The sequence below is a fragment of the Devosia neptuniae genome (genome assembly GCF_025452235.1).
Classification (GTDB): domain Bacteria; phylum Pseudomonadota; class Alphaproteobacteria; order Rhizobiales; family Devosiaceae; genus Devosia.
This window is the reverse complement of record NZ_CP104965.1, coordinates 3,397,707-3,410,757: the sequence shown is the minus strand read 5'-3', so window position 1 is coordinate 3,410,757 and position 13,051 is coordinate 3,397,707. Positions and strand designations below refer to the sequence as shown.

Annotated in this window: 12 protein-coding genes; 11 read left to right on the top strand and 1 reads right to left on the bottom strand. The window is 61.3% G+C overall.

From position 1 onward, the window contains the following. The first annotated feature begins 10 nt into the window (after positions 1-10). The 8 genes from N8A98_RS19535 to N8A98_RS19500 all read left to right on the top strand — a co-directional run bounded on the left by N8A98_RS19535 (position 11) and on the right by N8A98_RS19500 (position 9,013). The gene (locus N8A98_RS19535) at positions 11-619 is read left to right on the top strand and encodes an NADH-quinone oxidoreductase subunit J (protein WP_113120403.1); all 609 of its coding nucleotides are present in this window, start codon (positions 11-13) and stop codon (positions 617-619) included. A 15-nt stretch (positions 620-634) separates the two neighbouring features. Further along, entirely contained in the window at positions 635-943 is a 309-nt protein-coding gene (gene nuoK / locus N8A98_RS19530; RefSeq protein WP_113120516.1) for an NADH-quinone oxidoreductase subunit NuoK, read from the top strand. 11 nt (positions 944-954) lie between these two features. Then, complete coding sequence (nuoL, locus tag N8A98_RS19525; protein WP_262167830.1) at positions 955-3,039, top strand: NADH-quinone oxidoreductase subunit L; 2,085 nt, start codon at positions 955-957, stop codon at positions 3,037-3,039. Continuing rightward, positions 3,039-4,610, top strand: coding sequence for an NADH-quinone oxidoreductase subunit M (locus N8A98_RS19520; RefSeq protein WP_113120405.1), 1,572 nt, complete (start codon positions 3,039-3,041; stop codon positions 4,608-4,610). The genes nuoL and N8A98_RS19520 overlap by 1 nt, the downstream gene beginning before the upstream one ends. Before the next feature lie 9 nt (positions 4,611-4,619). Then, entirely contained in the window at positions 4,620-6,065 is a 1,446-nt protein-coding gene (gene nuoN, locus N8A98_RS19515) for an NADH-quinone oxidoreductase subunit NuoN (protein ID WP_262167829.1), read from the top strand. A 48-nt stretch (positions 6,066-6,113) separates the two neighbouring features. Beyond that, a complete protein-coding gene (locus tag N8A98_RS19510) occupies positions 6,114-6,896 on the top strand; it encodes a biotin--[acetyl-CoA-carboxylase] ligase (RefSeq protein WP_262167828.1) in 783 nt (260 codons plus the stop codon). A gap of 72 nt (positions 6,897-6,968) precedes the next feature. Then, a complete protein-coding gene (locus N8A98_RS19505) occupies positions 6,969-8,642 on the top strand; it encodes a ribonuclease J (RefSeq protein WP_262167826.1) in 1,674 nt (557 codons plus the stop codon). Between the two features lie 119 nt (positions 8,643-8,761). After that, entirely contained in the window at positions 8,762-9,013 is a 252-nt protein-coding gene (locus N8A98_RS19500; RefSeq protein WP_113120408.1) for a DUF1467 family protein, read from the top strand. Here N8A98_RS19500 and N8A98_RS19495 read toward each other — a convergent pair. Further along, positions 9,010-9,333, bottom strand: coding sequence for an MmcQ/YjbR family DNA-binding protein (locus N8A98_RS19495; protein ID WP_262167825.1), 324 nt, complete (start codon positions 9,331-9,333; stop codon positions 9,010-9,012). The two genes, N8A98_RS19500 and N8A98_RS19495, sit on opposite strands and share 4 nt — an antisense overlap. 301 nt (positions 9,334-9,634) lie before the next feature. Here N8A98_RS19495 and proS point away from each other — a divergent pair, with 301 nt between their 5' ends. The 3 genes from proS to N8A98_RS19480 are packed head-to-tail and all read left to right on the top strand — an operon-like array spanning position 9,635 to position 13,030. Then, positions 9,635-10,984, top strand: coding sequence for a proline--tRNA ligase (gene proS / locus N8A98_RS19490; RefSeq protein WP_262167823.1), 1,350 nt, complete (start codon positions 9,635-9,637; stop codon positions 10,982-10,984). Continuing rightward, entirely contained in the window at positions 10,981-12,351 is a 1,371-nt protein-coding gene (locus tag N8A98_RS19485) for an ABC transporter permease (protein WP_390888786.1), read from the top strand. The genes proS and N8A98_RS19485 overlap by 4 nt, the downstream gene beginning before the upstream one ends. Beyond that, entirely contained in the window at positions 12,344-13,030 is a 687-nt protein-coding gene (locus N8A98_RS19480) for an ABC transporter ATP-binding protein (protein ID WP_262167822.1), read from the top strand. The genes N8A98_RS19485 and N8A98_RS19480 overlap by 8 nt, the downstream gene beginning before the upstream one ends. Positions 13,031-13,051 lie beyond the last annotated feature (21 nt).

Here is a 13,051-nt window from a genome sequence, read left to right as displayed (position 1 = left end):
AGAGAAGAGCATGACCCTTCCACTGTTCTTCTTCTATGTGTTCTCGGCCATCGCCATCGCTTCGGCGGTGATGGTCATCTCTGCGCGCAATCCCGTGCATGCCGTGCTGTTCCTGATCCTGACCTTCTTCAATGCCGCAGGCCTGTTCATGCTGGCTGGCGCCGAGTTCCTGGCGCTGATCCTGATTGTGGTCTATGTGGGCGCGGTCGCCGTGCTGTTCCTGTTCGTCGTCATGATGCTCGATGTCGACTTCGCCGAAATGCGACAGGGCTTCCTGCAATATGCGCCCATTGGCATGCTGGTCGGCGTAGTGCTGCTGCTCGAATTGCTGCTGGTTGCCGGCAGCTTCGTGGTTTCCCCCGAAATTGCGGGTGCCGCCGCGCTGCCCATCGATGGCAGCATGGACAATATTCGGGCGCTGGGGCAAGTGCTCTACACGCGCTATGTCTTCCTGTTCCAGGGTGCCGGCGCCGTGCTGCTCGTGGCCATGATCGGGGCGATCGTCCTGACCCTGCGCCACAAGCCCAACGTCAAGCGGCAGAACCCGCTCGAGCAAGTTGGGCGCAAGCCATCGGAGGCCGTCAAGGTCGTCAAAGTCAAAAGCGGTCAAGGGCTGTAGGAGGCAAATATGGGCTTGGGTATCGGGCTCGGTCACTACCTGACCGTAGCAGCAATTCTGTTCACGCTCGGCGTGTTCGGCATTTTTCTCAACCGCAAGAACGTCATCGTCATTCTGATGTCGGTGGAATTGATCCTGCTTGCCGTCAACTTGAACTTCGTCGCTTTCAGCGCGCAGCTCAACGACTTGCAGGGGCAGGTGTTCGCGCTGCTGATCCTCACCGTGGCTGCCGCCGAGGCCGCCATCGGCCTCGCGATCCTGGTTATTTTCTATCGCAACCGCGGCTCCATCGCGGTTGAAGACATCAACATGATGAAGGGCTAAGAACCTCCGCTATGATTCAAGCGATTGTTTTCCTGCCCCTTATCGGCGCGTTGATCGCCGGACTGCTGGGGCGCACCATCGGGCATCGGCCCAGTGAGTACATCACCACGGGGCTCCTGCTGGTTGCCGCTGTACTGTCCTGGGTCGTTTTCCTGCCAGTCGCCTTTGGCGGCGGGTTGGTTGGCGCTGTGACGGACGGCCATACGGCCGTTCTCAAGGTCGAGATCATGCGTTGGATCCAGGTCGGCGACATGGACCTGCGTTGGACGCTGCGTGTCGATACACTCACCGCCATCATGCTGGTCGTGGTCAACACGGTCTCGAGCCTGGTGCACGTCTATTCCATCGGCTACATGGCCGACGATCCGCACCGCAATCGGTTCTTCGCCTATCTCTCGCTCTTCACCTTCGCCATGCTGATGCTGGTGACGGCCGACAACTTCCTGCAGATGTTCTTCGGCTGGGAAGGCGTGGGCCTGGCGTCCTATCTGCTGATCGGCTTCTGGTACACCAGGCCGTCGGCCAATGCGGCCGCAATGAAGGCATTCGTCGTCAACCGCGTGGGTGACTTCGGCTTCGCCCTGGGCATTTTCGGCGCCTTCATGGTGCTGGGCCACATCGATTTCGACGGCGCTTTCCATGCCGTGCCCGAAGCCGCCACTGCCACCATCCGCTTCCTGTCGTGGGACCTCCACGCCATGACGGTGATCTGCCTGCTGCTGTTCATGGGTGCCATGGGCAAGTCGGCACAGTTCCTGCTGCACACCTGGCTGCCGGACGCCATGGAAGGCCCGACCCCCGTGTCGGCGCTGATCCATGCCGCTACCATGGTGACCGCCGGCGTATTCATGGTCGCGCGCTTCTCGCCGCTGTTCGAGACGTCGCCAACGGCCATGACCGTCGTGCTGGTCATCGGTGCCATCACCGCCTTCTTCGCGGCGACGGTGGGCCTGGTGCAAAACGACATCAAGCGCGTCATCGCCTATTCGACCTGCTCGCAGCTCGGCTACATGTTCGTGGCACTCGGGGCAGGGGCCTATTCGGCCGGTGTCTTCCACCTCTTCACCCACGCCTTCTTCAAGGCATTGCTGTTCCTGGGCGCCGGCGCTGTTATCCACGCCATGCACCATGAGCAGGACATGCGGAACATGGGCGGTCTGCGCAAGAAGATTCCGTGGACCTACCGCATGATGATCGTCGGCACGCTGGCGCTCACGGGCGTCGGCATTCCGGGCACGGAATGGCTGGGCTTTGCCGGCTTCTTCTCCAAGGATTCGATCATCGAAGCGGCCTATGCGGTCGGCGGCAATAGCGGCATGTTCGCCTTCTGGCTGCTGGTCATCGCGGCTCTGTTCACCAGCTTCTACTCCTGGCGCCTGATCCACCTGACGTTCCACGGCTCGCCGCGCGACGCAGGGCATGCCCATGGTCATCACGTGGATGCCCATGATGGAGACAGCCACGATGAACCGCTGGCCGACGATCACGCGGCTCATGACGATCACGGCCATGGCTCGGCCTATGACCATGCTCATGAATCGCCCAATGTGATGATGGTGCCGCTCTATGTGCTGGCCTTCGGCGCGGTCGTTGCGGGCGCGGTGTTCTACGGTATGTTCTTCCACGATGTGGAGCATATCGAACACTTCTTCGCCGGCTCGCTCGTGGTCGATCACGAGATCATCGAAGCTGCTCACCATGTCCCGCTCTGGGTCAAGTGGAGTGCCACGGTTGCGATGATCCTCGGCTTCGTCGCGGCCTGGTACATGTATATCCGCTCGCCCGAGACGCCCAAGCGCCTCGCTGCGCAGAACCCGGCGCTTTACCGGTTCCTGCTCAACAAGTGGTATTTCGACGAGCTCTACGACCGGATTTTCGTCAGGCCCGCACTTTGGATCGGCCGTGCCGTCTGGAAGGGTTTCGACGATTGGCTGATCGATGAGAAGCTGACCGAGGGCCTGGGCCGTCGCGTGCAGAATGTGACCTCCTGGGCCACCAAGCTGCAGTCCGGCTATGTTTACCACTATGCCTTCGCCATGCTGATCGGCATTGCGGCGCTGTTGACCTGGGCCATCGTGGCCGGGGGACTGATCTGATGACCTTCGACAACACCATTCTGACGATCCTGACCTGGCTGCCGCTGGTTGGTGCAATCGTGCTGCTGCTCACGCCCAAGACCTCGCTCAGTGCCATCCGCTGGATTGCATTGGCCGTGACCCTGGTCGTGTTCGTGCTCTCGCTCGCCATGTGGCAGACGTTCGATCCGTCCAATCCGGGCTTTCAGTTCGTCGTGAACAATGCCTGGATTGGCGACACCATCGGCTATCGTGTCGGCGTCGACGGCATTTCGGTGCTGTTCGTGGTGCTGACCGCATTGCTGATGCCGTTTGCGATCCTGGCCAGCTGGGAATCCATCGACACACGGGTCAAGGAATACATGATCGTATTCCTGATCCTGGAAACCCTGATGATCGGCGTGTTTACCACGCTCGATCTGGCCATGTTCTACGTGTTCTTCGAAGGCACGCTGCTGCCGATGTTCCTGATCATCGGTATCTGGGGCGGCGCTCGCCGCATCCAGGCTAGCTACAAGTTCTTCTTCTACACCTTCACCGGCTCGGTGCTGATGCTGCTGGCCATCATGGCCATGTATTGGAATGGCGGCACGACCGATATCACCAAGCTTTTGACGCATGAATTCCCCAAGAGCATGCAGCCCTGGCTGTGGTGGGCGTTCTTTGCCTCGCTGGCAGTCAAAATGCCGATGTGGCCGTTCCATCGCTGGCTGCCGGAAGCCCACGTGCAGGCGCCGACCGCCGGCTCGGTGATCCTGGCCGCCATTCTGCTCAAGCTTGGCGGCTACGGCTTCCTGCGCTTCAGCCTGCCCATGTTCCCCGATGCTTCGGCGCAGTTCGCTAATATTGTCTTCTTTCTTTCGGTCGCGGCCATCATTCTGACCTCGCTGGTTGCCCTGGTGCAGACCGATATCAAGAAGCTGATCGCCTATTCGTCCGTGGCGCATATGGGCTTTGTCACCATGGGTATTTTTGCCGGCAATGCGCTCGGCATCCAGGGTGCGATGTTCCAGATGATCTCGCATGGCATTGTCTCCGGCGCACTCTTCCTCTGCGTCGGCGTCATCTATGACCGCATGCACACCCGCGATATCGAAGCCTATGGTGGCCTGGTAGAACGCATGCCGCGCTATGCCTTCGCCTTCATGGTCTTCACCATGGCTAACGTCGGTCTGCCCGGCACCTCCGGCTTTGTCGGCGAATTCCTGACCATGATCGGCGTGTTCCAGGTCAATACCTGGGTGGCCTTCGGCGCAGCCTTCGGCGTGATCTTCTCGGCCTGCTACGCTCTGTGGCTCTATCGCCGAGTGATTTTTGGCGCACTGACCAAGGACAGCCTCAAGGCCATTCTCGATCTCAATCTGCGCGAAAAGATCATTCTCTATCCGCTGATCGTGCTGACCATCGTCTTCGGCTTCTATCCCTCGCCGATCCTCGATACGACAGCCGCTGCGGTCGATAATCTGGTCACTCACTACGCTACGGCGGTCGGCCTCGACCCCGCCGTTTCGCTGGCCGACGCGCAAGCGCCACTCGAACATGCCGACCCGGCGACCGCTGCAGAGCCGGCCGCCGAGCCTGCTGCCCACTAGGAGAGTCCCGTGAACTCTGACGTTATCGATTTCGCGAGCCTGGCTCCTGCCTATCCCGAAATCCTGCTGGCAATCGGCGCGATCGTGCTGCTGCTGGTGGGCGTGGTCATCAACAAAGAACGCTCGCCGCTGATTTCCTATCTGGCGGTCGTGCTGCTGGCCGCCGTGGCGCTGCTGGTCATGTTCCAGCCGGTGGATGGCGTGATCTTCAACGGCGTCTTCATCGCCGACGGCTTCGCGCGTTACATGAAGGTCCTGGTGCTGGGCGGTTCGGCCTTTGCGCTGCTGCTCTCGCTGCCCAATGCGGTGGAGAACGGTACGCACAAGTTCGAATATGCCATCCTCGTTCTGCTGGCGACGCTCGGCATGATGATGATGGTGTCGGCCAACGATTTGATGAGCCTTTATGTCGGCCTCGAATTGCAGTCGCTGGCGCTCTATGTGCTCGCGGCTATCAAGCGCGACGACAGCCGCGCGACCGAAGCGGGTTTGAAGTATTTCGTGCTCGGCGCTCTGTCCTCGGGCATGCTGCTTTACGGTGCGTCCTTCCTCTATGGCTTCACCGGCCACACCAATCTGCAGGAAATCGTCATTGCTATCGCCAATGAAGGCCGCTCCATCGGCCTGGTGTTCGGCGTGGTGTTCCTGCTGGCCGGTATCGCCTTCAAGATTTCGGCTGTGCCGTTCCATATGTGGACGCCCGACGTCTATGAAGGCGCGCCGACTCCGGTAACGGCTTTCTTCGCCACGGCGCCCAAAGTGGCGGCGATGACGCTGATGGTTCGCCTGGTGATGGATACGTTCGCGCCCATCTCCCACGACTGGCAGCAGATCGTCATTTTCCTCTCGATCGCCTCCATGGTGTTGGCTGCCTTCGCCGCCATCGGCCAGAGGTCGATCAAGCGCCTGATCGCCTATTCGTCCATCGGCCATGTCGGCTTTGCCTTGGTGGGTCTCTCCTCCGGTACCCAGGTGGGTGTCGAGGGCGTGGCGATCTATATGGCCATCTATGTCGCCATGACCGTGGGGCTGTTTGCCTGCATTCTCTCGCTGCGCAGCGAAGAGGGCTATGTCGAGAATATCGACGATCTGGCCGGTGCCGCGCAGACACGGCCATTCGTGGCCGCGATCATGGCCATCCTGATGTTCTCGCTGATCGGCATGCCGCCGCTGGCCGGGTTCTTCGCCAAGTGGCACGCCTTCCTGGCCGCTATCGATGCCCAGCTCTATGTGCTGGCGGTTATCGGTGTGCTGGCCTCTGCCGTCAGTGCCTTCTACTATCTGCGCGTCGTCAAGGTGATGTATTTCGACGAACCGGTCCGCAAGTTCGCGGCGGTTCCGGCCGAGCTCAACATCATCATGGCGGTGAGCGGTTTCCTCATCGTCACCTATTACTTCACGGTCGGTAGCCCGCTGGCAGATGCCGCGCATACCGCCGCGGGAAGCCTGTTCTAGGTGGCGGATTTCGCACTGGGTTCAAAAGCGCGCGCGGCCGGATATCGGTTGCGCGCGTTTGACTCGATCGGCTCGACCACTGCCGAGGCCGTAGCTGCAGCCGCGGCCGGCGATGCCGGTGGCATCTGGTTTGTGGCCACCGAGCAAACGGCAGGTCGCGGCCGGCGGGGCAGGGTGTGGGTGCATACACCAGGCAATCTGGCGGCGACGCTGCTGATCGTCCCTGACGCCGACCCTGCTTTGGCTGCAACATTGGGCTTTGTGGCCGGTGTCGCTATCGGCGTGGCCCTCGACAGAGTACTGCCCGCCGGCACCGTTAAGGTTGGCCTTGATGGCGCTGAAGGGCTCGACGGCAGGAGCCGCGTGGCGCTGAAATGGCCCAACGACGTTTTGGCCGATGGTGCCAAGCTGGTCGGTATTGCCCTTGAAGCAACCAAGCTTGGCGATGGCCGCCATGCAATTGCCATTGGCATCGGCGTCAATATTGTTGCGGCGCCGACCGATTTGCCCTATCCGGCGACCAGCCTGGCCGAACTCGGCGTCACGCGCTCCGCGCAGGATGTGTTCGAGGCGCTCAGCGACGCCTGGGTGGAAATCTTCCGGCTGTGGGATGATGGCCGCGGCATTGGCGACGTGCTCAAGCGTTGGCGCGAATCCGCCGCAGGCATTGGTGCACCCGTAGCGGTGAACCAGGACGGCGCCATTGTGCGCGGGATTTTTGAAACAATCGATGACGCGGGGCGACTGATCGTCCGCGCCAATGATGATAGTCGCATCGCGATCACGGCGGGCGACGTGCATTTTGGGGCAACGGCCAGCGCCCGAAGCTGACCACAACTATAGCGCGGCGACCGGCAACCAAAGTTGCGACCGGCGCCACGCCCGAAAGGACTAAACTGACCCATGGCTAAAACCCAAAGGGATGAACTCGTCTTTGTGCCGCTTGGCGGCGTTGGCGAGATCGGCATGAATATGGGTGCTTACGGCTTCGGCCCCGAGCGCTCGCGCAAATGGATCGTCGTCGATTGCGGCGTCAGCTTCGGCGGGCCGGATCTGCCGGGGATCGAACTGATCATGGCCAATCCCGAATTCCTCGAGGAGCGCGCCGATGACGTGCTCGCCCTGATCCTCACCCACAGCCACGAAGACCACTACGGCGCTGTGCTCGACCTCTGGCCGGGCTTTGAAAAGCCCGTTTACGCCACTCCGTTCACAGCCGCCATGCTGGCTGCCAAGCGGGCAGGGGATGGCATTGTCGAAAATGTCGACATCACCATCATGCGTCCGGGCAAGCCGTTCACCGTCGGCCCGTTCACCATCGAAGCCATCAACGTGGCCCACTCGATCCCCGAGTCCAATGCCCTGCTGATCTCGACCCCGGTCGGCCGTGCCCTGCATACCGGTGATTGGAAGCTCGATCCGACGCCCGTTGGCAATGCGCCCACCGACGTGGCGCGCCTGCAAGCCATTGGTCAGGATCGCACCACGCCGCTGGCACTGATCTGCGACTCCACCAATGCCATGAAGGACGGCGAAAGCCCGAGCGAAGCCGAGGTTGCAGCAACGCTCGCCGCCCTCATCGCCGAAGCGCCGCACCGCGTGGCCGTCACCACTTTCGCGTCCAACGTTGGCCGCGTCATTTCCATCGTCCGCGCCGCCCATAAGGCCGGCCGGCAGGTGGTGATGTCCGGTCGCTCGCTGCACCGGATCACCGGCATTGCCCGTGAACTGGGCATGCTTGAAGGCCTGCCGCCGCTGCTCGATCAGGACGCCTACAAGAGCGTGCCGCGCGACAAATGCGTGCTGATCTGCACCGGCAGCCAGGGCGAGGCGCGCGCCGCAATCGCCCGCATTGCCCGCGGTGAGCACCCCGTGATCGACCTGACCGCTGGCGATCGCATGATCTTCTCGTCCTGGGCCATTCCGGGCAACGAGCGCGAAGTCATCGATATCCAGAACCTGCTGATCGACAAGGGCATCGAGATCATCACGCAGAAGGATGGCCTGGTGCACGTCACCGGCCACCCCCGTCGCGATGAGCTGCGCAAGCTCTATGAGTGGACCAAGCCGGATGTGCTCATTCCCGTGCATGGCGAGGCGATGCATCTGGACGCCCATGCCAAGTTGGGCCGCGAGGCTGGCATTGCCAACGTGTGCGAAACGCGCAATGGCGATCTGGTTCGCCTGTTCCCCGAGCCCATGGTGCATCAGGCCGAAGTGCGCACCGGCGAGCTCTATCTCGATGGGCTGGTGCTCTGCACGCCCGAGGAAAGCGGCGTGAAGGGGCGTCGTCGCCTGTCCTTTGGCGGCCATATCGTGGTCAGCCTCTGCGTCAATGGCTCGGGCCATGTCGTCTCCGGCCCCGATCTGGTTATCGAAGGCCTGCCCGAAACCGAAGATGAATCGCTTACCGATCTGGTGGAAGACACCATTGCCGGCGTGCTGAAATCAGTGCCGGCCAAGCGCCGTAGCGATACCGAAGTGCTGAACTCGGCCCTGTTCAAGGGCATCCGCAACGAGGTCAACGCCTATTGGGGCCGCAAGCCCAACGTCTCGGTGTTCGTGCACCGCGTCTAGGCGAGACGGAATGTCCCACCGGCAAGTTGCTGGTGGGGCTGTCGGAACAAAGCACGGGGCGCTATTGTCGGCGCCACGTCGTTTGCCTGCCGGGGCAGAGCGCCCCTAAGGAAATTCAAATGCAGATTGGCTCATTGCTCGCCGTATTCTTCGTCATCTGGTGGCTGTCTTTTGTCGCCGTGCTGCCGATCGGCAATCAGAGCCAGTCCGAAGCCGGGGGCGAGATCGTGGCGGGCACCGATCCCGGCGCACCGGTCAGCCCGCGCCTATGGCGCAAGGTTGGAATGGCAACGGCTCTGGCCGTGGTCTTTACCGGCCTGCTGTTCTGGGGCTTGGGCAACGAAACCCTGCATCACTACTGGAACCGCTAGGCACGCCGAGTCTTGCCCATAGCGTGGATATGCGCCATGGCGAGCGCCGCCGCCAAGTCCGCTTCAGTGGCATTGGCCAGGATAATGGTCGTCCAGCCCTTGCGGCCCCACGCATTGTCGACCGACTGAAAAACGTCCGGCGCGAGCTGGCATTTGAACTCCTGCTCATCCGGCGTCAGCGCAAGATTTGCGGTCAATTCGTCGGCTGCCAGGGTCACAAAGATGCGATCCACTTTGAACGCCGCCCGCTCGAAATGCGGTGTTTCCGTCGTGCCGGGCAGGACCAGCGCCAACCGCCTCAAATCCGCTGCTATGGCCATGTTTTTGTCCAATCCTGCCGGCGGAAACAAAAAAGCGGGGCACAAGGCCCCGCTGGATTGAGTTTGTTCGACAATACGCTGGTCTTAGGCGCGCTATGAAAGCGGCTGCCAACGCTCCTCCCTTGACGTTGTCGACGTCCAGCGGTTTTAACCGCCTTTGTTTTATTGCGTCGGACCCTAACAACTTGTCCCATAGCTGTCACCTAGATTCTGCATGCCATCCATGCTTGCATCGGATGGACGAGTAGGATTTCAGTGGGCATCAAGAGAACCCATGAGTCGATCCTGTCGCGGAGCCGAAATGCGCCTGTCTCGTTATTTTTTGCCGGTGCTGCGGGACGTTCCCAAGGATGCCGAAATCGCCTCCCACCGCCTGATGCTGCGGGCCGGGATGATCAAGCAGCAGGCCTCTGGCCTCTATTCCTGGTTGCCGCTCGGCTACAAGGTGCTGATGAAGGTCAAGGCCATCATCGAGGAGGAGCAGAACCGCTCCGGCGCCATCGAATTGATGATGCCGACCATCCAGTCGGCCGATCTCTGGCGCGAAAGCGGGCGCTATGACGCCTATGGCAAAGAGATGCTGCGCATCGAGGATCGGCACGAGCGCGAATTCCTCTATGGTCCCACCAATGAGGAGATGGTCACCGATATCTTCCGGACCTATGTGAAGTCCTACAAGGACTTGCCGCTCAATCTTTATCACGTCCAGTGGAAGTTCCGCGACGAGGTCCGTCCGCGCTTCGGCACCATGCGCAGCCGCGAATTTCTGATGAAGGATGCCTACTCGTTCGACCTGAACAAGGAAGACGCGGTCAAAGCCTATGAACGCATGTTCGTGGCCTATCTGCGCACCTATGCCCGCATGGGGCTGACGGCCATTCCGATGCGTGCCGATACGGGCCCTATTGGCGGTGACCTGAGCCACGAATGGATCGTGCTGGCCGATACGGGCGAAAGCGCGGTGTTCTGCGATAAGCGCTTGCTCGACAAGCCCATTCCCGGTCCCGACGTCGACTTCCGCGGGGATCTCAAGCCCATTTTCAACGACTGGACCTCGCTTTACGCCGCGACCGAGGAAATGGTTGATATGGCTGAGTTCGAGGCGACAGTACCCGAGGAATTTCGGGTTTCTGCGCGCGGCATCGAAGTTGGCCATATTTTCTACTTCGGGACCAAGTATTCCGAGCCGATGAAGGCGACCGTGACCGGTCCTGACGGCAAGGAAATCACCGTGCATATGGGCTCTTATGGCGTCGGCCCGACGCGTGTGGTTCCAGCCATCATCGAAGCCTTCCACGACGAGGCCGGCATTGTCTGGCCAGTCAGCGTGGCGCCGTTCGAGGCTGTGCTGATCAATCTCAAGGCGGGCGATGCCGAGTGCGATGCCGCCTGCGACAAGCTCTATGCAGAGCTGACCGCTGCGGGCCTCGACATGCTCTATGATGACCGTGACCAGGGGGCAGGGGCTAAGTTCACCACCGCCGATCTGATTGGCATTCCCTACCAGATCATCCTGGGGCCGCGCGGGCTCAAGGCTGGTGAGGCCGAAATTAAGCACCGCAAGACCGGCGAGCGCGAAACGTTGCCGATCGCCGACGCCGTCGCGCGTCTCAAGGGCCTGATCGAACCGCAAAGAAAGACCGACATTTGACCGATCTGGGGCAGCCGGCGCTCAACAAGGGCACCAAGCCTTTCTCCCGCTTTGAATGGATGATCGCCGGCCGCTATCTGCGCGCCCGCCGCAAGGAGGCGTTCATTTCGGTGATCGCCAGCCTGACCATGGTGGGTGTCGCCATCGGCGTGGCGACATTGATCGTCGTCATGTCGGTGATGAACGGGTTCCGCGGCGAGCTGTTGACCAAAATTCTTGGCCTCAACGGGCATTTCACGGCTTACCCGATCGAGCGGGAATTCACCGACTACAAGGAGACGGTGGCCTCGCTCCAGAATATTCCCGGCGTGAGCTTTGCCACCTATTTCGTTGAGGGCCAGGTGCTGGCTTCGGGCCGGGGCAGCTCCACCGGCGCAACCGTGCGCGGCATGGACGAAGAGAATATCAAGAAGCTCAAGCTGCTCTACGGCGCAGCCAGCCAGGGCGGCTGGGACAGCTGGGACACCTCGGGCGGCATTGCCATCGGCTATCGGCTTGCCCAGACCCTTGGCGTGTCGCTGGGCGATCAAGTACAGATCATCAATCCCGACGGCGCCATGACCCCGTTCGGTTCGACGCCGCAGATCCGCTCCTACCCGGTGACGGTGATCTTCGATCTCGGCATGGTCGAGTTCGACAGTTTCTTCATGTACATGCCGATCGAGACGGCCCAGGACTATTTCAAGCTCTACAAGGACGTGCTCAAGCCGGGCCAAAAGCCGCTTGACCCCATGGCGACGGATGCACAGATCGACGCCGCCTATGACCGCGTCGGCCAGGCCTCGGCCGCGGAGGTGTTCATCGACGATCCTGACAACACCACCGTCATGCGACAGCGCATCGAGACCGACCCGAACACCCGCCCACTGATCCTGACGGATTGGCAGCAGCGCAACGAGACCTTCTTCTCGGCGCTGCAGGTCGAGCGGGTGGTGATGTTCACCATCCTGTCGATGATCATTCTCGTAGCCGCGTTCAACATCATTTCCAGCCTCATCATGCTGGTGAAGGACAAAAGCTCCGATATCGCGGTGCTGCGCACCATGGGCGCCACGCGCGGTTCGATCATGCGCATTTTCTCCATCACCGGCACAACCATCGGCTTTATCGGCACCATAGCCGGGCTGCTGCTGGGCCTTCTAGTGGCGTCCAATGCCGAGGCGATCCGGGCCTTCGTGTCCAACACGCTGGGCGTGGCCATCTTCCCGCCTGAAGTGTTCTTCCTGTCCTCGCTGCCATCCAAGACAGACCCGCTTGAGGTGACTGTGGTGGTTGGGCTGGCCTTAGGCCTGAGTTTCCTTGCTACGCTTTATCCGGCCTGGCGCGCCGCCCAATATGATCCGGTCGAGGCCCTGCGTTATGAGTAAGCCGCATTTGGTACTGACCGACGTCCACCGCCATTACGGCAGCGGCGACACCATCGTTCGCGTGCTCGAGGCAGCCAATCTGACTGTGAAAAGCGGCGAGATGGTCGCCCTTGTCGCGCCTTCCGGGGCCGGCAAGTCGACCCTGCTGCACCTCTCGGGCCTGCTGGAAAGCCCGCAGGGCGGGGAAATCGAGATCACGGGCATCAAGACCAGCCAGTTGAACGACCGCGGCCGCACCCAGCTGCGCCGCTCCACAGTGGGCTATGTCTATCAGTTCCACCACTTGCTGCCTGAATTCACCGCGCTTGAGAACGTCACCATGCCGCAACTGATCGCGGGCAAGAGCCAGGCCGAGGCCGACAAGCGCTCCATGGAACTGCTCGATCTGCTGGGCGTGGGCCAGCGGGCAACGCATCGCCCGGCAGAACTATCCGGCGGCGAACAGCAGCGCATCGCCATCGCCCGGGCCGCCGCCAATCATCCCAAGGTGATCCTGGCCGACGAGCCCACAGGCAATCTCGACCCCGAAACCAGCGATCTGGTCTTCGCTGCTCTTGGCAGCCTGATCAAGACGGAAGGGGCCGCGGCCCTGATTGCGACGCATAATCACGACCTTGCGCGCAAGGCCGACCGTATCGTTACGCTGCGCAACGGCCTCGTGATCGATCATTCTTTGTGATTATTGAACCCCATCGCCATT